Below are 23,514 nucleotides of genomic sequence, written 5' to 3'. Positions count from 1 at the left end.
TCAGCAGCGCCGGAACCGCTCCATAAAAAAGCGCGGGCACCACACTGGGTGCCCGCGCCAGTCTCTCACGAGATTGACACGCTTAATTTTGCAGGGTGATGCTGTCGATGCGCAGCGAACCGGTGTCGGCCGCGGTGACGTATTTGCGCCAGATGCGCAGCACGTCCGAGCCATCGCCGTCGAGTGTGATGTCCGCCGGGAGTGTGATCTCCTGGAAGGTGTTCCAGCTACCCGTCACGGGGAAATCGACATCGGTCGCCACGGTGTTCACTTCGAGCGCTTTGGTGACCGTCGCGCTGCCGCCGTTGGCGTAGCGGATGGTGAGCGTAGCGTTGCCAGCCGGAACGTTATTGCCGAGGTTGAATTCCACCCCGGTGAATGACTTGTTCAAGCCATCGACATACGCGCCGCCATTGGCGTTGGCATGCGTGCCGATGGTGGCGTCGCCCACGAGGGTCGTGTAGGCATCACTGCCGAACACAGTGGTCGCCTCGGCTTCAACGGTCAAGTTGAGCGACGCGACAGGCGCGCTGCCCGGTAGTTGCACATCGAGCACGTCAAACTTCACGGCACCGCCGCCATCGTTGGCCAAACGGCCTATCCAGATCGTGTTGGCTCCGGTATTGAGCGCTACAGTCGCAGTGGCCACACCGGTGAAGCCCGGGTTATCGCCATCGAGCGTGAGGTCGGCAACCTCGGTTCCATTAACGATAAAGGAACGCGTCGTCGTATTGCCCGCGCTATCGTAAGCATAGGTGAGCGAGAGCGTGGCGTCGCCTGCGCTGGCTGCAGTAACCGACCACTCTACGGCCGAGTCGATGCTCCAGAGACCATTGACGAAATAACCGCCCGAGGCGCCGGCGTCGCTGCCCTGGAATGCGCCGCCGATCAGCGTGCCGTCCTCGGCTTCGAGGGTAACGGTTTCACCGCCGGAGCTGCAGCAGTTGCACACCGGAGCTGGCAAGTCGATCTCGGACGCGAGGGCAATCCAGTCGATGCGGATTTCCTCGTTGGAGCTGCCATCGGAAACGATGTCGAGCGTGTTGCTCGTGCTATTGGCCGTAAGCATGCCAGCGGGGATATCGACCGTGACATAGCGGTAGTAAGAGCGCTCGTAGCCCTTCTCGTAAAGGGTGTTGTCGGGCTGAAGCGTGAGCAACAGATCGCTGCCGCCATCCTGCACAAAGGCGTTATTGACGCGCACCTTGAGGAACGGCGTATTGCTGCCGTTATCCACCACGGAATAGCGGATGAGCAACTTGGCTGCCTCGCCATCCCAGCCGGGTAGATTCGCGAACCGCGCTTCACCGGCATTGTTGAAGTTGGTCAGGTAACCGTCGCCTCTAGAGATCGATCCAGTGAGCGTTGCCGTCTCGGCTTCGCGGGAGTCGATGACGTTGCCCAGGTAGTCAAACTGCAGACCGTCGACGTAGGTTTCCAAGTCGATGTAGGTGGTAGTGGAGGAATCAACTTCCACCAAAACATCGCTGTTGGTTAGCGCTTGGATATTCATTATCGTAGGACAGAAAATACCCACCGGTACCGGCAAAGCATGGCGACGAATTTTGCCTGCTCCGCTCTGTGTGCTGGCATCAATGATGATTGAGCCGAGGCCGTCGTGGTCTGCCGAGAAAAGCAAGCTCGTACGCGCTTTTCCGTCTTCTTTGCTCGTCGGGTAATCGATGGCCGGGTTACCCGCATCGACGGAGACCGCGTAGTAGCCGGGTGCCCCGGGAGTCACGGTGTATTCGACCCACTCGCGCGCTTCGAAATCCTGGATGTAGTAATCACCGCTACCGAAGTCCGCGATGTCGATTTGCGGTGTGTGCGCCTCGCGCTCAGCTTGCGTGAAGACGGCGTCCGGGCCGGAATCGTAGCGATCCATAAAGGCGATGCCCTGCCCGCCATTGTCGTAATTCTCAGCGTTAATAAACGTGGAGGCACCCAGAACGTTGGGCTGCGCCGGAGTCTGGATCGCCTGCAGACTTTTCATCTCATACACGCGCACGCTGTCGACGACCATCTTGGTGTTGGCGGGATCACCCTGCGGGCCGAGTTCATACAGCGGACCGACCCAATTGTCCTGTGGACCAAAGTTGGGATCGCGCACTTCGACCGACAGGATCAAATGCTGCAGCGCCTGGCTGATTGCCTTTTCGTCGGAAGCTTCGTAGTTGCTTTTCGGGCGTCCACTTTTGGGGTAGGTATACGTAATGAGCTTTGCATCGTTGGAATTCTTTTCGGAGCTCAGCCAGCCCTCATCGAAGTCCGGCGTTGAGGTGTCATCCGCACGCGGTATGCGGAGAATTTCCACACCGTCGTAATAGAGCACGTACTCATCCGGCGTCCACAACAAGCCATAGGTGTGGAACAATCCATCGAACAGAGTATTGTCATCGCCGTTGGGTTGCAGGGTAGCCCAGATGGAATTTTGGTTCGAGGAATAGCCATCCCAGTGCACGCCGAAGTTCAGGTCGTCGGATAAATCGTAGATTCTGTCGTGTAGCTTAGCATTATACTCCGATGGTGCGATGTCGACGATATCGCCGGTAGCTCTGTTGATGAAGTGGATGTAGCCATTGGGATGTAAGACCGGATCGTAGGGGCTTGCATCGTCCGTCCAAAAGCCGCCAGCGCGGCGACCACGGATTTCGATGACGTCGATTTCGACACCTGCCTCGGGCGAGTTGGGCGTCGACGCAGGCATCACCAGAAGGCCGCCGCGGTTCCGCTGGCGATGTTCTCCCACTTAATCGTCGCCTCCCAGTAGCCGTAGTTCGCGTGGAACTTTTCCTTCGAGGTCAGCACGCCATTGCGCAGTTCGCCATTGGGATCTTTCGAAGTATCTTCGTCGCGATAAGCCGAGAGCACGACCGTACCGTCGGGCATCACCTGCACCGCCTCGGGGTGCGGGAAGGCGCCACGCTTGGTGGCGGGGCTCGTCTGTTCGCGCAGCTCGGCCGTCCAGTAGTAGGTATCAAGTATGGGGTCGCCGTTGCTATTGGTCAGGTCGAACTCGTCTTCGAAGACCATCTCGAAGTCGGAGAAGTTGAGCGCGGGCGGGAACGCCTGTTCGGGCGTGAGTTGATCCTGCGTTTGCGCAGAGGAGATCGTCGTGCCTGAGAACAATGCGGCGGCCAAGGAAAGCCGCACCACAGGCGTGCGTTTATTCAGCATAGAGATTAGGGGATTAGGGGTTCGGGAACGTCAATGCGCGGGGTGATGAGTTGCGCATTGCTGGTTGCGATTCCTACTTTACGCGATTAGCCGAATCAATGGCTGCAGGCTGAAACCATATCCTAAATTACCCCCGCCATTCTACCGCCAAGACGCGACCATCATTTATTTCAAAAAAACTTGAAGAAAACGCAGTTCTGCCGATGATAGTCTCTTAAATGGATGACCATGCGGCAGTTAAGGAGCTTACCGAACTGGAGGCGGAAACCGTCGCAATGTTCGTTCGGCTCGTGCAAGTGCTGGGTTTGCCCAAATCGATTGGCCAGATTTACGGGCTGGTTTACATCTCGCCGGAGCCGGTTTCGATGGACGACATTACCTCGCGCCTGGGTATTAGCCTGGGCTCAGCCAGCCAAGGCCTACGTCAACTGCGGGCGCTCAAGGCGATTCGCGTCGCTTACATTCCCGGACAACGTAAGGATCATTACCTGCCGGAAACTGAGTTTCGTAAGCTGATCTCCAATTTTATCGACGACCAACTGCGCCCGCATATCGAAGTCGGCCAGCAAGCGATCGACCACATGGAGGAATTATCCTCTAAAGCCCCTGCCGAACACGCCGAGCATTACCGCACCCGCATCGACAAGCTGCGCCGCCTGCACAACATCGCCGGGCGCGTCACCCCAGCCATCGCCAAGTTTATCAATTTCTAAAGCATGCCTTTAATTCCACCCAGTTGCGAAACGCCCTTCTGGTTCTGCGTGAAGACGCAACCACGGCGCGAACGGGCCGCCTACAAAACCCTGCTGACGCTTCCCGAAGTCGAAGCCATCCTCCCTATGGCGCGCTACCCGAAGCAAAACAGCAAGGGCAAGCGGATGACCAGTGAAGCGATTTTTCCCGGCTATCTGTTTTGCCGTTTCTCGCCGGTCAACTCCAGCCGCGCCGTGCAATATTCGCAAGGCGTGGCCTACATCATCAAGCGCGGCGACAAGCTCGTCTCACTGCGCGATGAACTGATCGAAGAGATTCGCGAACTCGCGCCCGAAGGTGTGCTTGAGCTGGAGCCCAAGCCCCTGATGCCCGGTGAACGCGTGCGGCTGATCCAAGGCATTTTCTCGGGCAGCGAGGCAGAAGTCGTCGGGCTGGCCCCGTCCGCCGAGCGCGTGAAAGTGCTGCTCGAAATCCTTGGCCGCGAACAGGAGATCACCCTCCCCCTGGAAGAAATCGAGCGCATGTTTGAGAACCCGTTTTCCGATTAACTGAATGGCGCAGCATTAGCGCCCCACCCGCCCAATGGGCGAAACCCACAACCCAGCATCGCAGCGATTGGCTTTGCGCCACAGCGCATCCGGCCAAGGGCGGCAGCGTGCCCGCGCCCCACGCTAACATGGCCAAAACGGCAGACATATCCACACAACACACCGCACGCGTGCTCGGGATCAACTTCTTCCAGGGCACGCCCGAAGAAGCGGTTGAGCAAGTGCTGCAAGGCGGACTGACCGTGGCCCCCTCGGGCCCCAATCTGGCTGATATGGACCGCATGCCAGCATACCGCCAAGCAGTGCTGTCGGCTGATACCGCTGTCCTCGATAGCGGGTTTCTCGTCCTGTGCTGGAAGACGCTGCACGGCGAACAACTCTCACGCCTCTCCGGCCTGCTGTTACTCGAAACCATGCTGGCCAATGTCACGCAGTTAAAGCGAATGAGCCAGCTATGGGTCATGCCCACCGAAGAGTCTCTGCAACGCACCAAAGACTATCTGGCCCGGCTCGGGCTCGAGGTGAGCGACGAGCAATTCTACGTGGCACCACACTACGCCGAAGGGGCGGTAAGTGACGAAGCTTTGCAACGCAAAGTTGAAGCACAGCGGCCGGACTTGATCATGGTCAATGTGGCCGGCGGCAAACAAGAAGTGCTGGGGCATTGGCTTCTCCAGCAGCTCAATTACCGCCCTGCGGTCATCTGCACCGGTGCCGCCATTGCCTTTAAAACCGGTGAGCAGGCCAACATTCCCAAGTGGGGCGATCGTCTGTTTCTGGGTTGGCTCTTGCGAATTATTAGCGACCCAAGTCGCTACCTCGGGCGCTACTGGCGCGCGCGGCGTTTATGGAAACTGATCAAGCGATACGGTGCTGAACCCCCTCCGGAAAACGCATAGCGATGTCACTCATTAAGAACAAGCAGCGCCTCCGCGCGGACTCCGCCACAGCCGAAGCCGAGGAAACCAAGCCCACGGCAAGGAAGGCGGTGAAGAAGGCCAAGGCGTCCGGCCTTCGCAAACAAATCAAGTACCTGGTTTGGATTTATGTGCTGCTGCTCGTCTTTGACGGTGCCTTGCGCAAGTGGTTTCTTCCCGGGCTCTCGGACTTACTGCTGGTTTCCCGCGTTCCCGTCATTGGGCTCATCTACATGCTATCCATCCCTGCCCGTGCCTATACGATCAATGGTTACGTGGCGGTGGCAGGAATCTTAACGATTGTCAGCCTGCCGCTGGCTCTTGTGACGCATGGCAATATCCCCGTCGCCGTCTATGGTGTGCTGGTCAACTTTTTCGCCATCCCGCTGATCTTCGTCATCCCCAAGGTGTTGGATTACGATGACACGGTGCGCATCGGCCAGTTTTTGCTCATCCTCGTCATCCCAATGACAGTGTTGATCGGCATGCAGTTTTACGCGCCGCAAAGCGCGTGGGTTAACCGAACGGTTGGCGGCTTGGAGGGTGTTGGCTTTACCGGTGCGCTCGGGCGCTATCGTCCCCCGGGCACCTTCAGCTTTATCTCCGGAGTGGCACAGTTCTATACTTTGGCTTTTGCCTTTTTTATGGCGGAGTTCATTAACCGCCGCACCTTGCCACTATGGCTGCTGGTGCCCACCGGCGCGGCATTCCTGATGGCCATCTACGGCTCGATCAGCCGTCTGTTGGCACTCTCGGTTGTTATGGTATTTGTCTTTGCTGTAGCGGGCCTCGTCATCAACGGGCAAAAGCTGCACAATACGTTTAAAATCATTTTATCGACACTGGTATTCTTCGTCATAGCCTCGCAGTTCACTTATTTTTCGGACGGGGTAGAAACGTTTATGGTCCGCTGGGAGCAGGCTAAAGGCGGCGAAGAAGGCTCCGCAAAGGAAGCAGTGTTTGGCAGAACACTGGGGAACATGATCAGCCCGTTTTTAACGTATGACTACGACAACCTTGTCGGCGAAGGCATCGGCCTGGGCACTAATGTCGGCGCTAAACTTTCCACCGGCACACGCGCATTCCTGGCCGGTGAGAGCGAGTGGGAACGCCTGCTTATCGAGATGGGGCCCATACTAGGCATCACCTATATTATCCTACGCATTTCGATAACCGGTATGCTGGCGGTACGCTCCTTCTGGCTACTGCGATCAGGCAATCTGTTACCCTGGCTGATCTTTTCATCCTGCATATTCCTCGTCTTAAATGGGCAATGGGGGCAGCAGACCACACTCGGCTTCGCCATTTTATCAGCCGGTTTGGTCCTCTCGGCAGGACAGGTAAAACGTGATGAAATGAATACCCGCACCACCGCAAAATGAGCACCCAAACGGAAATCATCATTAAACCCTCCGGACGGGCTTCCTACTTTAATTGGAAAGAGATCATCGACTACCGAGATCTGCTCTTCCTAATGATCCGTCGCGATTTCGTCTCGCGCTACAAGCAGACCATTCTAGGGCCGGCCTGGGCGATTATTCAGCCAGTCATGACGGCTCTGGTCTTTACGGTGATCTTTGGCAAAGTCGCAAAGATTTCCACCGATGGCGCACCGCCCTTTCTATTCTACCTGACGGGCATGCTTTTCTGGCAGATGTTTTCGACATCAATCCTGGCCGGTGGCAACTCGCTGCAGGCCAACGCCAGTTTATTCAGCAAGGTTTACTTCCCGCGCATCATCCCCTCTCTGGCCACCCAGATAACTCAACTGATACCGTTTACGATCCAGTTCATCATCTTCGGTGTATTTTACACTTGGTATCAACTCAGCAGCGATGCCGCCACCGTCCACTGGCTGCGCTTACTTTGGCTGCCCTTTCTTATAATCCTGGTGATGCTGACGTCGCTTAGCATCAGTTTGCTCTACTCCGCACTGACAGCCAAATACCGCGACCTCCAGCACGCCCTCGGGTTCATTGTTCAATTGGGGCTCTATGCCACCCCGGTTATTTATCCGGTATCGTCCATCAACGCTGAATGGCGATGGCTGGTATGGGCTAATCCACTGGCCGCCCCCATTAGCTGCACCAAATGGATTTTTCTGGATGCAGGCGCGCCCCCTGGGTGGCCTTTGGTTTTATCGGCCGTCTTCACCCTGCTCATCTTTCTAATCGCAGTGGTCTTCTTTCAACGCGTGCAACGCACATTCATTGACACCGTGTAGGGAGCCCTTTTCAGCTAATGTCCAAGCCCGCAATTCAAGTTTCCAACATTACCAAGCGCTATAAACTCGGCGGTATTGGTGCCGGCAGTTTACGCGATGATCTCGTAAACTTTTGGAACAAGATCAGCCAACGCCGTTCAGCCACTTCCGCCAATACCTTTACTGCGCTGGACGACATCAGCTTCGAAGTGCAGCCAGGCGAAATCCTTGGCATAATCGGCCACAATGGTGCCGGCAAATCAACCCTGCTAAAGATACTTTCACGAATCACCGAGCCAACCTCCGGCGAGGCCGTTATTCATGGGCGCGTTAGCTCGCTACTGGAAGTCGGCACCGGTTTCCATCCGGAGCTAAGCGGACGGGATAACATCTACCTCTCCGGCGCAGTCCTCGGAATGTCCAAAGCGGAAATTGCCTCGAAGTTCGATCAGATCGTCGCCTTCTCCGAACTGGAGAAATTCATCGATACGCCCATTAAGCGCTATTCATCTGGTATGACGGTGCGCCTTGGCTTTGCCGTGGCGGCGCATCTGGACTCGGATATCATGATCGTCGACGAAGTCCTGGCCGTGGGCGATGCCCGTTTCCAGCACAAGTGCCTGAACATGATTCGTGACATACAAAGACGCGGCCGCACGATTCTCTTTGTCAGCCACAACAGCCTCGCAATCGAAAGCCTGTGCACACGGACAATCCTGCTCAAAGCAGGCAAAATCATCAAGGATGGGGAACCGCATGAAGTCATGCGCGAATATCTCCAGAGTGACACCTTCAACGTAGAGGGGCGCATCCTCGCCAACAGTGGCAGCCTGAACCTTACATCGTTTTCCGCGCAGTATGAATTCCTGAGTCCAGAACAATGCCGCATTACGTGTGATGTCGAGTTGAGCGACATCGACTGCCCGGAAGATTTTTACATGGACCTGGAGCTGGACACAAACGCGGGAACCCGAATCTTGCAGCTCGTCACCCTTCCCCGTGATTACGTCCTGCATAAGCGCAATGGCGGCCCGATAAAGGCTCGCTACGAGATACTCTGCTCCGTCCTCGCGCCGGGTGATTACAAGGTAAACCTCTATGCCTACAATCCGGCCAAGGGCGTGCTACTGCACTTTACCGATATCGCGGCCTTTACCGTGAGCGCCGAAGGTGCCTACTCGGAAACCCGAAACGACTCGTATAAAGCGGTGCTCTGCACACCGTTCAATTTTAAGCAAATAGACGAGTAAGCGATCCCACCTCTCGCCAATGAGCGCATCATTCACCGTGTTGATTCCAGTCCTCAACGGCATGCCGTATATCGAGGAGTGCCTGCTTAGCCTGGAGCAGCAGACCAGAAAGGATTTCAGCGTGTATGTGTGGGATAACGGCTCGACGGATGGAACGCGCGAATGCCTGGAAGCCTGGGTGCCCAAACGCCTGCCCGGTAAATTGTTTTTCGATCAGCCGTTGCCCCTGGGCGATTGCCGCGCGGCTTTGATCAATGCCAGCCCAACCGAATGCTGCGCGCTGCTGGATGCCGATGACCGCTGCTACCCCAATCGCTTTGAAGCGCAACTACAGTTTTGGGATAAGCGGCCAGAACTCGCCATGTTTGGCACCCATATCCAATGCATCGATGCTGATGGCAATCAGATCAACCAAGCAAGCGAACTACCGCTCTCCGCGTTGGATATTCGTTGCCATCAACTTCGGGCAAATGCCTTTCGCCAGAGCACGATGATGCTATCAAAAGCGGCCTGCCAAGCTGTGGGCAATTTTCGCAACTTGAAATGCGAAGACTACGAAATCCAGCTTCGCATTGCGGCGAAATATGAGTCTGCCAACATGGAAGACACTCTCTTGGAATACCGCGTTCACCACAATAGCACCAGCGCGGGTTATGGCGTGGACCCTGGCAATATGGATTTTGCCATCAACGCGCTTTCCCAAAATGCGCCCACTGCGTATGGCATCTCGGCGGAGGCGATGACCGGCCTAAGGACAAAGAAAATTCCGTATGCCTATCCTCTGTTAAAAGAAATTGCCAAGACGATTGCGGGCCAAAGCAAATGCCAGGAGAAGGATGTTTTTGAGAACAAATTTTTCCGCGCTGCCTGCTCTTGGATGATCCGCTCTGACGACTGGAAAACGCAGCTACAGCTCCTTCGCCAAGAGCCTTTCGATCTCAACACACTCAGGAGAGTAAAGCAAATCGCGGTGAATGCCACTGCGTCCGATTGAGCGTGCCGTTGAATTACACAGTCGCTATCTGCACCTATCGTCGCGCTGAGATTCTTAAGCGTGTGCTGGACCACTGGTTTGACGTGTATCCGAAGGAGTCGGTTCAGTTTATCATTATCAACAACGGCATGGATGAGGCCACGCGCCGCCTCGCTGAAGAGCATGCATTTGCCCACGCTATCGAGCATGTGTTTGAAGATCGGGCCGGTGTATCCCATGCCCGCAATAAGGCTATCGAGTGCGCCAAGGGCGATGTGCTGATTTACCTCGATGACGACTGCCTCGTTGATCCCAGCTGGCTGCCCAGCGTGAGGCAGCATTTCGAATCGGACACACGCAAGCAGATCGGCATGCTTGGCGGCGCAATCAAATTACAATGGGACTTTGAACCACCCTCCTGGTATCACCCGCAATTCATCAGCTCCTTTAGCGGAACAGATTATCCGCCCGGAGATTATGAAGTGACATCGGCCGAGCAATGGCTGGGCGAAGGTAATAGCGCCTATTGGAAGAGCCACTTAGTTGAAGTGGGCCGCTTTAGCACGGATCTGGGCCGCGTCAAAGATTGTCTGCTGTCCAATGAAGGGAACGAGTTGAGAGTTCGACTCGAAACTAAGGGCTATCAAACTTGGTATAGTTCAACGATGTCCGTATCTCACATTGTTTTTGAAGAAAGACTGCGGTCGCCAAAGTGGCTGCTTAAGCGAAACTTTTGGGGAGGTGTATCGCATAAAATTCAAGAGATGCGGCATAACGGTGTCGCAAACTGCGGCAAAGAACTACGCTATTTAATCAAGTATGCGCTCCTGCGAGATGTGCCACATCTATGCCCGGGCAGTTCACCTTCATACGAAAAACTATCGCGCGCCTGCCAAGCCTATTTCCGCGTCGGCTTGCTGTATGCAATCGTCCGATACCGCCATAAGTTTTGAAGCGCTTACTCATAGTCTCGCCCGTTCCTACGCATCCCGAAGGCTTTGGGAACGCACAGCGCATCCTAACGCTAGCCAAGGCAATTGAGGCCATGGGTATTGAGGTTCACTTCTGCCATATCCCTTTTCAATCCGGTGATGAAAAGGCAATGCATTCATACTGGAGAGAGCGGTTGCACGTGACGCCATACGATAAGCCCTGGAAGAAAATCCGCATTGCCGGCATTCCCATGCCAGACAAAATCACGAGCCCGCTGGCCGCGCATGGGCTTGGCGTCATGCCGATAGATTATTTTTTCAACGACGCCCTACTGCCTCACTTACGGGAAATCAACCAACGCATTAAGCCCGATGCAGTTATGGTAGAATACGTGTTCTTTTCCAAAGCATTTGAAGCGTTTCCCGCTAGCACTCATCGCGTCATCGATACCCACGATCTGTTTTCCAATCGGCATAAGAAGTTCATTAAAGCCGGCCTGCATGCCGAGTGGTTTTTTACCAACGAGGCGCAAGAGCGCAAAGGCCTGCAACGCGCACAATCGATTATCGCCATTCAGGAGCACGAACGTGAATCGCTAGAGCGAATCGCTGGGCAGCAAGTTCCGGTTCATACGGTGCAACATTTAGCCACCCCTACGCCTTTACCTCCCCCAATGACTTTAAAGACATTGCTTTACATTGGCGGAAGAAACACGATCAACGAGCAGGCACTCGCGTGGTTTCTCGAGCAAGTGTGGCCAATACTTTTGCGCAAAGCTCCAGAATTGCAGTTGAACTTGGCCGGTTCCATTTGTCAGTTGGAACTTAGCGCTCTCAACGTAAAACGATTGGGCCACGTGGAGTCTCTCCGTGATGCCTATGAGGCATCGGACTTGGTCATCAATCCAGCTCGCGCCGGTTCGGGATTGAGTATTAAGTCCGCTGAAGCGCTGTGCTTTGCCCGCCCCTTGATCACGACACAACACGGAGCACAAGGGCTGCCGCAAACTACCGACAACCAGGCTTTCATCACCGTGGATTCATCAACTGAAATGGCAGATGCGATCATCCGTTTATTTGAGACCCCAGGCAAGCTGGCTACGCTATCTCTCGCGGCGAAGAGCCTCTACCAAAGCACCATCGATTCGAGCATGGCATCACTTAAACAAGCCATAACGCCAATACTCAATTGAAGCACAAACCGAAACTCGATAGCCTGCGAGCATTCGCCGTAACAGGTGTATTGATTGACCACTACCTGCCCGGCAGTGCGATCGCCCATTTGTTGCCACTGGGGAGCCTTGGCGTGCAGTGTTTTTTTGTGATCAGCGGTTACCTGATTACTGCCATACTTCTCCAAGCCAAGGACGCGCATACATCGTCAGGAAAGGTTTTGAAGTCATTCTTTGCCCGTCGGTTTTTGCGCATATTTCCTCCTTATTACGCGATGCTGATCGTGTGCCTCATACTGGGGGTCGGTTTTTCAGCGGAGGCGCTGATCAGTTCCATTTTCTATGTCTTCAATATTGTCGAAGCAGCAAACCCGCAGGCTAGCTATGATTATTTAGGACACCTATGGAGCCTATGCATTGAGGAGCAGTTTTACCTCATCTGGCCATGGATCGTCATTCTGATTCCGTCAGGCAAATTATTCAAAATAAGCCTTGGGCTTATTGTATTTGCAGTAGTCTCGCGCTGGCTGCTTCTCAATGCTGGATGGGACTATATCTCCGTGCGAAATTTACCTACCAGCCAATTTGATGCGCTGATCGGTGGAGCGCTACTCGCTCAAATTGAGTTTAACCAGCAGCAGAAACTTGGAAACTGGCTGAACAGGAATTATCGTGTGCTGATACTAGCCGGGGTCACACTTTACGCCTTCAGTAAACTCGCACCCGTAATCCCCCACCAACTGGGCACACTAGGCTACTGGGCTACAAGCGTCGTGTTCATGGGTGTGGTTTTTTGGGCTGCACAACCTACGGAAAAACCATCGCTGCTCTCCAAAGTCTTCCAATGGAAACCCCTGATGTATGTAGGTAAAATTAGCTACGGCATATACCTCTACCAGTTCATGTCCCTGCTGTTTCTCTACAAGTTCATTTCGATGACTGGCATACAGGAGAGCATTGCCGACTCCTGGCTATTCGTCGCCCTGTGGACATGTTTCACTTTGGCGATCGCGGCCATATCGTGGCATTGCTTTGAGCGTCCGATACTTCGACTCAAAGCGCGATTCAGCTACTAAGTCATCAATGCGATTTTTACTGGCAGTATCTCCCCAGCAGCCAACCGGCGTGGACTCAGTCCATTACTTTTTGGCCAACGGATTAAAGACGCTGGGCCACGATTGCGAGTTCATCACATTTGACCGCCAAATCTCGCCAGAAGCGCAAGCATTCTTTGCGCCATGTAAAACGATACCGCACCTGCCCAATTTTTTTCGCGTGCTCTTCCCCCGGGGCCGTGACTGGTCACGCATCCAGCTCGCCTACCAAGAGCGCAAACTGCGCACCTTGCTGAACTCGGAGGCACCGGTCAATTATCTGTGCGGGCATCTCACATTGCTACAACCGCAGATGCTTCCGGCAGTCACTCAAGTAGGCGTGATTCACGCCCCCGATGAGTCCAATCGTACTCGCTGGCTGGCCTACAAAGATGTTTGGTGCCCAACCATTGCTGTAAGCCAACAATCGCGCGAATTTTGCTTTGGCACGGAGAATCAGACCACTCCCGTCATCACCAACGGGGTGACGGTGCCAGAAAGATCACCAAAAAAGTCTCTCTCCGCTCCCCTTAAACTTATTTGGTGCGGACGTCTGGAAGACAAACAGAAGCGCGCTAGTGATCTAATTGAAATTGCGAATCGGCTATTGGATCAAGGCGTCGATTTTACGCTAAAGATTGTCGGCGAAGGTCCGCTTGCGGATAAGTTGACTCGCGAACTCTGCACTGCAAAGTCACGAGTCGAGATCACTGGCCCCTTGCCTCGAGGCGAAGTGTGGAAGCTGATGGACGAATCTCACGCCATCCTAATGACTTCAAATTACGAAGGCATGCCAATGTCTTTACTTGAGGCAATGAGTCGCGGTTGTATACCGGTCGTATATCCCGGTATTGGCGATGCCTTGGGTTTCGTTCAAGAGCATGCGCCTGATTTAATCACCGATAAAGCTGCACCTATTCAGTTAACTAAGATCCTTCTCCGACTTTCCCAATCCGTGGAAGCCCTGCCTCAGCGCGCTGAAAGCATTCACCGAGCCATGCAGGCCAGCCCCTACACGGACGTAAGTATGGCCAAGCAATACATCACCGCGATTGAAGCGGTATAGGGTAATAAATGAAGGCCTTATTCATTAACCATACGCGGACCGGTGGAGGCGGCGCTACCATCGCCGCCGAGCGCCTGGCCGATGGCTTGAGGACATTGAATATTGATGTAAACTGGCTAATCAAAACCGCACCCGACCAAGTGCGGCTAGATGACTACCAAGTGGTTTCCAGTCCTACCATCGATCGGCTGCTGGAACGTCCCTTGAAGGACCGCATGACCATTGGTGCCGGTCGCCTCAGCACATTCTCACAGATCAGCGGTGAGTTCGCCCAGCAGGCAGATGTCATACATATGCACAACCTGCATCCGGCTTATTTCAATTTTCTGGCGCTGCCCAAGCTTTGCAATGCAAAGCCAGTCGTGTGGACCCTGCATGACATGTGGCCATTTACCGGACATTGTGCATTCAGCATGGACTGCGGTCGCTGGCAAACCGGTTGCGGTGCCTGCCCCCACCTCGGCGTCTATCCTGGAGTGAAGCATGATTGGACTGCTATCGAGTGGAAACTAAAACGCTGGTCGCTTTCGCGAGCCAGGTTACACATCATTACCCCCAGTCAATGGCTCGCAGATTGCGTGCAGAAAAGCATTGCCAAACACATTCCGGTTTCGGTTCTACCATACGGAATTAATACCAATACCTATGCGCCCGCCGATCAGAATCATGCCCGCCAAGCGCTTGGCATTGAGGCTAGCCGCATTGTCTTTTTACTCAGCAGCGCCAATCTGGATGATCCGCGCAAACCGCAGACGATCATCTGTGATGCACTCAATCGCTTATCGGATGAACTAATGGCGCAGATACAAGTCATCACCTTCGGCGGCGGTGATATACGGCCTAAGCTGAACCAGCAGATTCCCGTTAAGGCACTAGGCCTCCTGACCAGCGATGACGCAAAGGTGCAAGCCTATCGCGCTGCCGACGCCCTACTGTTTGCATCACGCGCAGACAACCTACCATTAACCATTCAAGAAAGCCTTGCATGCGGGACACCCGTCATCGCCAATCCCGTGGGCGGTGTCACCGAGATGGTCATTAATAATCGCACTGGCTTGCTCACCGACGACCTCTCAGCCGAAGCTTATCAACGTAAGATTGAGAACTTTATTGGCACGCGAAAGGAAGAACGTATCGAGCTCAAGCAACATGCACGTGATCATGCTGAGGCGCATTTCGACCTGAGCAAACATGCACGTCAAACCATCGAGATTTACCGCGAAATGATGAACTGATATGGCAACTGACATCCCAGTTTTTTCTCAACGAAATGCTTGGCCATTTAGTTGCCCAGTCAGCGTTGAGTCCGCGGCTTCAGCCCAGCCGGATGTTTCGGTGATCATACCCAGCTATAACCAAGGCGAGTTTCTCGAGGCAGCCATACGCTCAGTGTTGTGCCAAACTCATCCTTCCGTCGAGTGCATCGTCTTAGACGCAGGCAGCACAGACCAATCTCGAGACATCATCGACCACTATAGCGGTGCGCTCGCGCATTGGCGCAGCCACCCGGACGATGGGCAGTCGGCCGCCATCAACGAAGGAGCTTCCGTTGCCAGAGGGCGCTATGTTTCCTTCCTGAACAGCGATGACATGCTCGCCCCCGACGCGGCATCGAATGCAGTTCAGTCGCTCAATCATGATGCAAATCTAATGCTGGTTCACGGGCATCGTATATTGATCGACGCCCATGATCGGATAGCTGGCTGGACTTGCAGCCGAGCCTTCGACCCCGAAAAGAATGTCTACACCATTAACTCCGAAACCGCCTTCTGGCGGCGAGAAGTTTTTTATGAATTAGGGGGCTTCAATGCCGGGCTTAAGTTCGCACTGGATCTCGATTTCTTTTGCCGCATTTATCAAAAACATCCCATTAAGCTGCTTAACCGATTTATGGGCTACTATCGTTTTCATCCGCAATCCAAGTCGGAAACGCTGAACGATATTTGTCAGGACGAAACGAAAGCCTGCTGGCTGAATATTTTTGGTAAAGAATACCTGCCACACCAAGCACCAACGCCAACAATGCGCGATAAGGTCCGGCATTTCTCATTGGGCATTCAGAACCCGGGCATGGTTTTGATTCCCTATATTAAGGACAAATTGATCAGGTGAGCCTACGCTCTAAAACGACGATTGTTTTCATCTGCGGATGCTTGGAGCCTGGCAAAGATGGCGTCGGAGATTACACCAGAGTGTTGGCTACCGAGCTACAGCAGCGCGGGGCCAATTGCCGAATGTTTGCATTGTTTGATCAACATGTCGGCGATATCCAAGATGAGCTGCAAAGCGGCATACAGACTCTGCGGTTGTGCGCCACGATGCCAACAAAAGACAAAGCGGTGTTTCTGCAAAGAACTTTACAAGGCCTCGGCTCATATCAAGTAGTTTTGCAATATGTCCCCTTTGCTTATCATCACAAGGGACTGCCCTTTGATCTGCTGCGCCATTTGGAAAGCACTTTCAACCGGCAAAAAATCCACTGGATGTGCCATGAGATCTGGTGCGGTCTTAGCATAGAAAGTAAGTTCAAAGAGCGCGTTCTTGGCTGGTTACAAATGAGATTGCTCGCAAAGCATCTTCGTCGCGCAGCATCCGTTGCGACCAGCAACCCTGACTACCAGGAGCGCCTCCATCGACTCACGGGGAAAACGATCGAACCCTTGCCGCTCTTTGGGAACATTCCATTCAATCGAAGCGAACGTCAGATGCCCTCCCGAGGAGCTCAAGATAGACCGATAAACATCGTTTTGTTTGGTAGAATCGCAACAGACTTCCCAGCCGAGCGCGCATTGCGGGCAATCAATGGTGCACTTTGTAACGCAAAGCGAAGTTGCGTCATTACGTCGATTGGGCGCATCGACCGTGGCGAATCTGCGTGGAAAAATTTTACCAGGCATGAGTTCCCGTGCATTTCATTCAGCAGACGTGGGGAATTACCGCCTGAAGAGATTGATCGCGCAATTCAATTAGCCGACTTCGGCTTGTCCACAACGCCACTGGAAGGCATTGGCAAGAGTGGCACATCAATCGCCATCCTTGAACGCGGCGTGCCTATCATTGGTTGTCTCCAGCGGGGCGGCCCAATCGGAGTTTTTCCGAACTTGTTTCCACAGAATCAAATTCTAACGATCGACTGTGTATCCGCCAATGACTTCAAAGAACCATCGGTCTTTGAACCAAGGTCAATGCTGACCGAAGTCGCCAACCGACAACTCGCTATCCTCGGTCTCTGATGAACGCCTATTCGCTAATCTGCCATCGCGATGTTGGGCAGGCCTTGAAATGCCTTGGGTCCTTTGTTCAAATGTCGCGAGACGACATCGACCTGCATCTGTTCGACGACGGTTCCTTAACCGCCGAAGATTGCGACGTGCTGTGTGAGCGTTTAAAAATCGAAACAAGCGCCATCCATCGCATTAGTAATATTCCCGCGCTAGATGGCTACCCAAATTTGCAGCGTGCTCGCGAGCAGTTTGTCATGTGCCGCAAGCTGTTAGACATCCCCCTACTGGACGATCAGCCAAAGCTCATACTAGACACCGACATTCTCTTTCTCCGACCGTTTAGCGGCATCGTGAGCGCATCACAACAAAGCCAGTTTGTTTGCATGCGCGATCAACAAAGCGCTTACTCACCCAGCTTGTTGAATCGCATGCGCCTGCGCATTGGCGGGCATCCCTTGATCAGCCATGCCAACGCCGGTATACTACTTGCCGATCCGGCAATCATCGATCTGGATTTGTTGGATTACTTTTTTTCACAACCACAGCACCTACGCTTTCCCGCACTCGTCGAGCAGACCGCATGGGCATTACTCGGCAGCAAGGCGGAAAAGCCCAGCTACTGGTCACCCGCCGCCGTTGATTTTCCACCGCAGGATTTGAAAGCTACACCCGGAAGCATTGTCTGGCATTTTGCCTCGGACTACCGACACCTCCTCGCGGAAGCCGAATGCATGAACGCCGATACCGCTGTAGTTTCGCTAACCACCCAGCCGGCCAAAGCCATTTCTTTGACCGAGGAATTAGTTCGCGCAAAGCGGAATGCGCAAGCCAAGCTATCCAAGCCATGACGCACATCCTTATAGCTTCGCCCACCATGGGAAGTTATGGCGGCATCGAAGCCTTCTGCCTGGAGCTGGCCAAATATGTCAGCTCCATCGATGGTTTTACGACAACACTTGCGCTAAAGCTCGTCCGTGGACATGAGGTAGATCAACGTTTGAAAGGTATTCTCGACGATGCACAGATTCCCTATCGTATCGTCGCCAAATCGTCCGGCGATTTATTGAAACTCATTCGTGCCTCGGACCTCGTTCACGCACAGAATGCTTCTCCAGACATCGCAGTCATGACAAAGCTTTGCAGTGCAAAGTTAGTCCAGACTATACATAATCATCTTTACGACCGCCCCTTCGCCCGCACGCTCTCATGGAAATTCGGTGCGCTGCTGGCTGACATGCGTTTATATAATTCCAATTTTGTTCAGCAGTCCTGGGGATATCGCGACGAGGTAAAAGACCGAGTCATGCCGACGGTCTCAAGGCTGGAAATGAACTTCTCGCCCATTGAGAAGCGGCGTGGCTTTGTCTTCATTTCGCGACTAATCGCCAACAAAGGTGCCGACACACTTATCGAAGCCTATGCCCGTGCATCGCTCAATCGCGCCGAGCATCCGCTACGTATAGTTGGCGACGGCCCAATGCGTGAAGCTCTGCAAACTCTCGCTCAGCGGTTGGGTATCGAGGTCGACTTCAAAGGCTTTGTCGATGAAGACACAAAGCGCCGCTTAACTCGCGAAGCGCGCTGGCTTGCTGCGCCCGCAAACACCCGGGAAGACATGGGCCTAACTCCGCTGGAGGCACGCGCCAACGGCATCCCGGTCATCGCTACACGCGATGGCGGGCTTCCGGAGTCCGCAGGCCCTGGTGCCTTACTCTGCACTCCAGGCAATGTCGATGAGCTGGCACGATTATTGGAGCAGGCTGCCGCAATGGACAGCGATGAATACCAGCGTTTATCGAAGCTCGGCTACAGCACACTCGAAGCTCACCTGACGCCGATGGATTTCTATCCGACGCTTTACCGTAAACTTCTCGCAAAGTGAACACGCTACTAGCGCATCCAACTGGCAATAATTTCGCTCGTGAAGCAGCAGTGGCCCTGCACCAGGCACAAGCACTCGGTGGGCTGCATCTCAGTATTGCGTCATGCGGCAGCAACGCGTTTCAACGCCTCTCACAACTACCAGGCATGGGAGAAATCAGCCGGCGGCGATACCCTGAACAGCTTCGCCCGTTCCTCAGACTGCACCCCACCCGTGAGATCGTGAGACTCATAGCCCAACGCCTCAACATTGAGTCATTGACTCGCCATGAAACCGGTTGGGCAAGCCTCGATGCGTGTTACCGCTACTTCGATAATGAAGTGGCAGCTGGCTTGAATAGAGGCAGCGAAGTCGATCGCGTTTATGCTTATGAAGATGGGGCGCTTGCCACATTTCGGCGCGCCAAGGAGCTTGGTTGGAAATGCATTTACGATCTGCCCATCGCCCACTGGCAGACCTCGAAACGCATCATGGAGGAAGAGTCTGAGCGTATGCCTTCCTGGCGCGATACGCTGACTGCGGTGCACGACTCGCCAGCCAAGCATCGGCGCAAGGACGAGGAACTGGCACTTGCTGATGCCGTTATCTGCCCGAGCCAATTCGTAGCAGATTCCATCCCCGAAAGCATCCGCGCAGTGAAGCCCGTCCATGTCATTCCCTTTGGCTCGCCCACCCCACCTAAGCCAACTGCGTCAGCAAAAGCGTCATCCAAACTGCGTGTCCTGTTCGCCGGTTCGATGAGCCAGCGCAAGGGACTCGGTGATCTAATGGCCGCCATGCACCTGCTCGACCCGAACCATTTTGAGCTGCATGTGCTGGGCAGTCCCTTGGCACCGATGACATTTTATCAGCAGCAGCTTCCGGGCTTCATTCACCACCCGCCACGCCCGCATGATGAGGTATTAAAGCTCATGCAAAGCTGCGATGTGTTTGCCCTGCCCTCGCTCGTTGAAGGGCGCGCCCTGGTGCAACAGGAAGCACTCGCTTGCGGGCTGCCAATCATCGTTACCGCCAATGCCGGAGCCGAGGATTTAGTCGCCGACGAGAAGGCCGGATTTCTGGTCCCAATTCGCTCGCCAGAGGCAATTGCAGAAAAGCTGCAGTACCTGCGTGATCACCCCGCGCAACTTCAAGCGATGCAAGCCGTCGCACCGCAAAAGGCCGCGGAAGTCACTTGGGAAAACTACCGTAAGGCGATTGTCCAAGCAGTTAGTTCCATATGAAGATCCTGCTGATTGGCAACTACCAGCAAGATCGGCAGCACAGCATGCTCGCCTTCATGCACATGATGAAGCGCGGGCTGGAAGCCGCTGGCCACAGCGTAGAGCAGTTTCAACCAGCGGTAACATTCGGACGTGCGCGCAGTACGGAGAGCGGCTTTGGCAAGTGGCTCGGTTACATCGATAAATACATCCTTGCTCCCCGCGCACTCCAAAAAACACTCACAACGGTCCAGCCCGACATCGTCCATATTTGCGACCACGCCAACGCGATCTACCTGCCACATATTCGACCACACCCCAGCATAGTGACCTGCCATGACTTGTTTGCAATCAAGAGCTGGAAGGGGCTTATCGACGGTCAGCAAAAGTCTCTCATCGGGCAGCAGCAACAACGCTGGATCTTTCACCACCTTCGCAATGCACCCGCCATTGCTTGCGTATCCGAGCCAACCAGGCAAGACCTCGCAAAGCTCGCTCCGGAGACAAAAGAGACTGCACGCGTCATACTCTCCGGCCTGCCCCATGCCTATCGACCGCTATCCATTGAAGAGGTCGAGGCGCGTCTGCAATCCGCCAGCCTTAAGACAACATCCGGCGCTCCTCTCTCATCGCGCTACCTGCTCCACGTTGGCGGAAACGGCTGGTATAAAAACCGCGCAGGGGCCATGCGTATCGCAGCCAAAATTTTCGAGCTACAACCAGACCTGCAGATGGTTTTTGCCGGTCCGCCGCCATCGGAAGACCTGCTGAACGTAATTCAGGGATATGAAGATAGAGTCGTCGTCATCGAACTTCCCAGCAATGACTTGCTTCAAGCTTTGTATTGCAAAGCTACTTGCTTTATTTTCCCGTCAATCGCCGAGGGCTTTGGTTGGCCGCCGTTGGAGGCGCAGGCCTGCGGTTGCCCTGTCGCCGTGAGTGATATCGAGCCACTCCGTTCCAATTGCCAATCCGCGCTGTTTTTCGATCCAGCCAACGAGCACCAGGCAGCTGCTTTGATCAACGAAGCTTTATGTGCTCCGGAGACATTGGACAGTTTGGTGCGCGATGGTTTGGAAAACGCGCAGCGCTTTACAACCGACGCCATGATCGATGCCTACGTGAACCTTTACCAATCGGCAATCATCACCCAGCAACCATGAAGCTGCTGCAAGTCATACACTCGGCCGATCCCCTTCGTGGCGGCGTTAGCGCAGGTGTTAGCCTGTCGTCGGAGTTTATGGTCAAGGCGGGCCACGAGGTTACGCACGTCACCGTTGATGATCCCGCAGCCGTCGCCGATATCCAACTACCCGGCGACTTCATCGCGGTCGGCCCTGGTAAAAGTGGCTACGGCTACTGCCCTGCTTTGGATGATTGGCTAGCCAACCATCTCAGCCAGTTCGACGCCGCCATTGTCAATGGCGTCTGGCAATACCCGAGCTTTGCGGTTTGGCGTCAGGCACGCAAGCTGGGCGCGAGCGCGCCACCGTATTTCGTCTTTACCCACGGGATGATGGACCCCTGGTTTAAGCGCACCTACCCGCTCAAGCATTTCAAGAAATGGCTCTATTGGCCATGGGCTGAGTACCGCGTGCTGCGCGACGCGCGGGCGGTGCTATTCACTTGCGAAGAGGAGAAAATTCTAGCCCGTCAATCGTTCTGGCTCTATCGAGCGCGAGAGCAAGTGGTCGGCTACGGGACACAATTGCCCGACTACAGCACTGACGAAATGAACGATGCCTGGCATAAACTTTGTCCTGCAAAGCAAGGCCAGCCCTATCTGCTTTACCTAGGCCGACTGCATGAAAAAAAAGGCGCGGACCTACTCGTCAAAGCTTACTGCGAGCTAAAGAAAAACGGACAGTGTATGCCCGACTTAATCTTAGCTGGCCCCGAACAAGATGCTAGTTTCACGAACCAGCTTCGGCAGCTCGCCGCGAGCGATCCACATATTCACTTTGCCGGCATGATAACCGGTGCCGCTAAGTGGGGCGCACTCGCTCATGCCGAAGCCATGGTGCTGCCTTCGCATCAAGAGAACTTCGGCATTGTCGTAGCCGAGGCCTTGGCGATGGGCACGCCCGCGCTAATCAGCAACAAGGTAAACATCTGGCGCGAGGTCGAGCAAAGCGGCGCAGGCATTGTTACCAACGATGACCTTGATGGCGTTCGCTCACTACTCCAGCAATTTTTATCGCTCAGCCCGGAGGAGAAATCGCAGATGAAACGCAGCGCCAAGCTTTGCTTCGCAGAGTATTTTCTGATGGAGAAGAATACCAACGATCTGCTGGCGTTTATTCAGCAAGAACTTGCCACGGCGAATGAACGATGAACGTCTCGGTAATCATCCTTACCTATAATGAAGAGCAGGACCTGCCTGCTTGCTTGGCGGCGCTAACGGAGTTTGAAGACGTCCACGTGCTCGATTCCGGCAGCCGTGACCAAACTAAGGCTATTGCGCGCAAGGCTGGTTGTCATGTCAGCGAAAATCCTTTTCAGTCCTTCGGCCAGCAGCGGAACTACGCACTTGAAAACTTGCCGCTCAAACATGACTGGATTCTATTTCTCGATGCTGATGAGATCGCCACGCCCGCTTTTCGTCAGGCATTACACAAAGCAATTGATAGCGCGCCTGAGGATGTGGCTGGCTTTTACTGTTGCTGGAAGACGATGCTTGATGGGCGCTGGTTGAAGCGCTGCGACTCGTTTCCAAAGTGGCAGTTTCGACTATTGCGCCAAGGCCGCGCCGACTTCACCGACTTCGGTCATGGCCAAAAGGAAGGTCGGGTAGATGGCCGTTTGGAATATTTACACGAGCCCTACGAGCACTACGCGTTTTCGAAGGGCTGGGAGCAATGGTTCGAAAAGCATGATCGCTACGCCAAGGTCGAGGCCCGCGCGCGCATGCAGGGCAGCGCGAGCTGGGGTGACCTTTTCTCGGGCAATGGCTCCCGGCGCAACCAGGCAATCAAGATCAAGCTTGGGCGCAGTTGGGTATTTCCCTGGCTGCGTTTCTTGGTGCCCTACGTGCTGAAGTTTGGGTTTCTGGAAGGAAAACCCGGCTTTACCTATTGCCGGAATATCGCGATCTACGAGCGTACGGTGTATCGGGAAGTTGAGCGATTACGCAGGGAGTAAAAGATCCTATCCGACGAAG

General features: G+C 54.4%; 22 protein-coding genes. 20 read left to right on the top strand and 2 right to left on the bottom strand.

Going from position 1 to position 23,514, the window contains the following annotated elements; genetic code table 11:
* Positions 1–82: 82 nt before the first annotated feature.
* Together O3S85_RS14605 and O3S85_RS14600 are read right to left on the bottom strand one after the other, a co-directional pair.
* On the bottom strand, positions 83–2,707 hold the full coding sequence (locus O3S85_RS14605) for a CBM35 domain-containing protein (RefSeq protein WP_269541322.1): 2,625 nt from the start codon (positions 2,705–2,707) through the stop codon (positions 83–85).
* On the bottom strand, positions 2,707–3,177 hold the full coding sequence (locus O3S85_RS14600) for a LamG domain-containing protein (protein WP_269541321.1): 471 nt from the start codon (positions 3,175–3,177) through the stop codon (positions 2,707–2,709). Before O3S85_RS14600 ends, O3S85_RS14605 begins: the two co-directional genes overlap by 1 nt.
* Positions 3,178–3,395: 218 nt before the next feature.
* Between O3S85_RS14600 and O3S85_RS14595 the strand changes: the two genes are divergently transcribed.
* From O3S85_RS14595 to O3S85_RS14500, 20 genes are all read left to right on the top strand, one after another.
* Positions 3,396–3,890 (top strand): GbsR/MarR family transcriptional regulator, encoded by a 495-nt coding sequence (locus tag O3S85_RS14595; protein ID WP_269541320.1) that lies wholly within the window; start codon positions 3,396–3,398, stop codon positions 3,888–3,890.
* Positions 3,891–3,893: 3 nt separating this feature from the next.
* Entirely contained in the window at positions 3,894–4,439 is a 546-nt protein-coding gene (nusG, locus tag O3S85_RS14590; protein ID WP_269541318.1) for a transcription termination/antitermination protein NusG, read from the top strand.
* A gap of 128 nt (positions 4,440–4,567) precedes the next feature.
* A complete protein-coding gene (locus O3S85_RS14585; RefSeq protein ID WP_269541316.1) occupies positions 4,568–5,338 on the top strand; it encodes a WecB/TagA/CpsF family glycosyltransferase in 771 nt (256 codons plus the stop codon).
* A gap of 2 nt (positions 5,339–5,340) precedes the next feature.
* The gene (locus O3S85_RS14580; protein ID WP_269541314.1) at positions 5,341–6,738 is read left to right on the top strand and encodes a hypothetical protein; all 1,398 of its coding nucleotides are present in this window, start codon (positions 5,341–5,343) and stop codon (positions 6,736–6,738) included.
* The gene (locus O3S85_RS14575) at positions 6,735–7,580 is read left to right on the top strand and encodes an ABC transporter permease (RefSeq protein ID WP_269541312.1); all 846 of its coding nucleotides are present in this window, start codon (positions 6,735–6,737) and stop codon (positions 7,578–7,580) included. The genes O3S85_RS14580 and O3S85_RS14575 overlap by 4 nt, the downstream gene beginning before the upstream one ends.
* Positions 7,581–7,597: 17 nt before the next feature.
* Positions 7,598–8,809, top strand: a complete 1,212-nt coding sequence (locus O3S85_RS14570) for an ABC transporter ATP-binding protein (RefSeq protein ID WP_269541311.1) — start codon at positions 7,598–7,600, stop codon at positions 8,807–8,809.
* Positions 8,810–8,828: 19 nt separating this feature from the next.
* Positions 8,829–9,803, top strand: coding sequence for a glycosyltransferase (locus O3S85_RS14565; protein ID WP_269541309.1), 975 nt, complete (start codon positions 8,829–8,831; stop codon positions 9,801–9,803).
* Positions 9,804–9,805: 2 nt separating this feature from the next.
* Positions 9,806–10,735 (top strand): glycosyltransferase family 2 protein, encoded by a 930-nt coding sequence (locus O3S85_RS14560; protein ID WP_269541307.1) that lies wholly within the window; start codon positions 9,806–9,808, stop codon positions 10,733–10,735.
* Positions 10,736–10,827: 92 nt separating this feature from the next.
* The gene (locus tag O3S85_RS14555; protein WP_269541305.1) at positions 10,828–11,907 is read left to right on the top strand and encodes a glycosyltransferase; all 1,080 of its coding nucleotides are present in this window, start codon (positions 10,828–10,830) and stop codon (positions 11,905–11,907) included.
* Complete coding sequence (locus O3S85_RS14550; protein ID WP_269541303.1) at positions 11,904–12,962, top strand: acyltransferase family protein; 1,059 nt, start codon at positions 11,904–11,906, stop codon at positions 12,960–12,962. Before O3S85_RS14555 ends, O3S85_RS14550 begins: the two co-directional genes overlap by 4 nt.
* 7 nt (positions 12,963–12,969) lie before the next feature.
* Positions 12,970–14,046 carry a glycosyltransferase family 4 protein gene (locus O3S85_RS14545; RefSeq protein WP_269541302.1) on the top strand — a complete coding sequence of 359 codons (1,077 nt, stop codon included), beginning with the start codon at positions 12,970–12,972 and terminating at the stop codon, positions 14,044–14,046.
* A gap of 8 nt (positions 14,047–14,054) precedes the next feature.
* Positions 14,055–15,281, top strand: a complete 1,227-nt coding sequence (locus O3S85_RS14540) for a glycosyltransferase (RefSeq protein ID WP_269541300.1) — start codon at positions 14,055–14,057, stop codon at positions 15,279–15,281.
* Position 15,282: 1 nt separating this feature from the next.
* Positions 15,283–16,158: a glycosyltransferase family 2 protein gene (locus O3S85_RS14535; RefSeq protein ID WP_269541299.1), complete on the top strand. Its 876-nt coding sequence runs from the start codon at positions 15,283–15,285 to the stop codon at positions 16,156–16,158.
* Between the two features lie 122 nt (positions 16,159–16,280).
* Positions 16,281–17,279 carry a glycosyltransferase family protein gene (locus tag O3S85_RS14530; RefSeq protein ID WP_269541296.1) on the top strand — a complete coding sequence of 333 codons (999 nt, stop codon included), beginning with the start codon at positions 16,281–16,283 and terminating at the stop codon, positions 17,277–17,279.
* A gap of 71 nt (positions 17,280–17,350) precedes the next feature.
* On the top strand, positions 17,351–18,118 hold the full coding sequence (locus O3S85_RS14525; RefSeq protein WP_269541294.1) for a hypothetical protein: 768 nt from the start codon (positions 17,351–17,353) through the stop codon (positions 18,116–18,118).
* A complete protein-coding gene (locus tag O3S85_RS14520; protein WP_269541292.1) occupies positions 18,115–19,152 on the top strand; it encodes a glycosyltransferase family 4 protein in 1,038 nt (345 codons plus the stop codon). The genes O3S85_RS14525 and O3S85_RS14520 overlap by 4 nt, the downstream gene beginning before the upstream one ends.
* A gap of 221 nt (positions 19,153–19,373) precedes the next feature.
* The gene (locus O3S85_RS14515) at positions 19,374–20,375 is read left to right on the top strand and encodes a glycosyltransferase family 4 protein (RefSeq protein ID WP_269541289.1); all 1,002 of its coding nucleotides are present in this window, start codon (positions 19,374–19,376) and stop codon (positions 20,373–20,375) included.
* Positions 20,372–21,517: a glycosyltransferase family 4 protein gene (locus tag O3S85_RS14510; RefSeq protein WP_269541287.1), complete on the top strand. Its 1,146-nt coding sequence runs from the start codon at positions 20,372–20,374 to the stop codon at positions 21,515–21,517. The genes O3S85_RS14515 and O3S85_RS14510 overlap by 4 nt, the downstream gene beginning before the upstream one ends.
* Complete coding sequence (locus O3S85_RS14505) at positions 21,514–22,689, top strand: glycosyltransferase (protein WP_269541286.1); 1,176 nt, start codon at positions 21,514–21,516, stop codon at positions 22,687–22,689. The genes O3S85_RS14510 and O3S85_RS14505 overlap by 4 nt, the downstream gene beginning before the upstream one ends.
* Entirely contained in the window at positions 22,686–23,495 is an 810-nt protein-coding gene (locus O3S85_RS14500; protein ID WP_269541285.1) for a glycosyltransferase family 2 protein, read from the top strand. The genes O3S85_RS14505 and O3S85_RS14500 overlap by 4 nt, the downstream gene beginning before the upstream one ends.
* Positions 23,496–23,514 lie beyond the last annotated feature (19 nt).

Source organism: Cerasicoccus sp. TK19100 (assembly GCF_027257155.1).
GTDB lineage: Bacteria > Verrucomicrobiota > Verrucomicrobiia > Opitutales > Cerasicoccaceae > Cerasicoccus > Cerasicoccus fimbriatus.
This window is presented reverse-complemented; position numbering and strand designations above follow the sequence as displayed.

Excerpts from the sequence above, each read along its gene's own strand:
- O3S85_RS14580 (WP_269541314.1), top strand. The coding sequence starts at position 5,341 with ATGTCACTCATTAAGAACAAGCAGCGCCTCCGCGCGGACTCCGCCACA.
- O3S85_RS14600 (WP_269541321.1), bottom strand. The coding sequence starts at position 3,177 with ATGCTGAATAAACGCACGCCTGTGGTGCGGCTTTCCTTGGCCGCCGCA.
- O3S85_RS14565 (WP_269541309.1), top strand. The coding sequence starts at position 8,829 with ATGAGCGCATCATTCACCGTGTTGATTCCAGTCCTCAACGGCATGCCG.
- O3S85_RS14505 (WP_269541286.1), top strand. The coding sequence starts at position 21,514 with ATGAAGCTGCTGCAAGTCATACACTCGGCCGATCCCCTTCGTGGCGGC.
- nusG (WP_269541318.1), top strand. The coding sequence starts at position 3,894 with ATGCCTTTAATTCCACCCAGTTGCGAAACGCCCTTCTGGTTCTGCGTG.
- O3S85_RS14585 (WP_269541316.1), top strand. The coding sequence starts at position 4,568 with ATGGCCAAAACGGCAGACATATCCACACAACACACCGCACGCGTGCTC.
- O3S85_RS14510 (WP_269541287.1), top strand. The coding sequence starts at position 20,372 with ATGAAGATCCTGCTGATTGGCAACTACCAGCAAGATCGGCAGCACAGC.
- O3S85_RS14570 (WP_269541311.1), top strand. The coding sequence starts at position 7,598 with ATGTCCAAGCCCGCAATTCAAGTTTCCAACATTACCAAGCGCTATAAA.
- O3S85_RS14605 (WP_269541322.1), bottom strand. The coding sequence starts at position 2,707 with ATGCCTGCGTCGACGCCCAACTCGCCCGAGGCAGGTGTCGAAATCGAC.
- O3S85_RS14540 (WP_269541300.1), top strand. The coding sequence starts at position 14,055 with ATGAAGGCCTTATTCATTAACCATACGCGGACCGGTGGAGGCGGCGCT.
- O3S85_RS14500 (WP_269541285.1), top strand. The coding sequence starts at position 22,686 with ATGAACGTCTCGGTAATCATCCTTACCTATAATGAAGAGCAGGACCTG.
- O3S85_RS14520 (WP_269541292.1), top strand. The coding sequence starts at position 18,115 with ATGACGCACATCCTTATAGCTTCGCCCACCATGGGAAGTTATGGCGGC.
- O3S85_RS14535 (WP_269541299.1), top strand. The coding sequence starts at position 15,283 with ATGGCAACTGACATCCCAGTTTTTTCTCAACGAAATGCTTGGCCATTT.
- O3S85_RS14525 (WP_269541294.1), top strand. The coding sequence starts at position 17,351 with ATGTCGCGAGACGACATCGACCTGCATCTGTTCGACGACGGTTCCTTA.
- O3S85_RS14555 (WP_269541305.1), top strand. The coding sequence starts at position 10,828 with ATGGGTATTGAGGTTCACTTCTGCCATATCCCTTTTCAATCCGGTGAT.
- O3S85_RS14530 (WP_269541296.1), top strand. The coding sequence starts at position 16,281 with ATGTTTGCATTGTTTGATCAACATGTCGGCGATATCCAAGATGAGCTG.
- O3S85_RS14595 (WP_269541320.1), top strand. The coding sequence starts at position 3,396 with ATGGATGACCATGCGGCAGTTAAGGAGCTTACCGAACTGGAGGCGGAA.
- O3S85_RS14575 (WP_269541312.1), top strand. The coding sequence starts at position 6,735 with ATGAGCACCCAAACGGAAATCATCATTAAACCCTCCGGACGGGCTTCC.
- O3S85_RS14545 (WP_269541302.1), top strand. The coding sequence starts at position 12,970 with ATGCGATTTTTACTGGCAGTATCTCCCCAGCAGCCAACCGGCGTGGAC.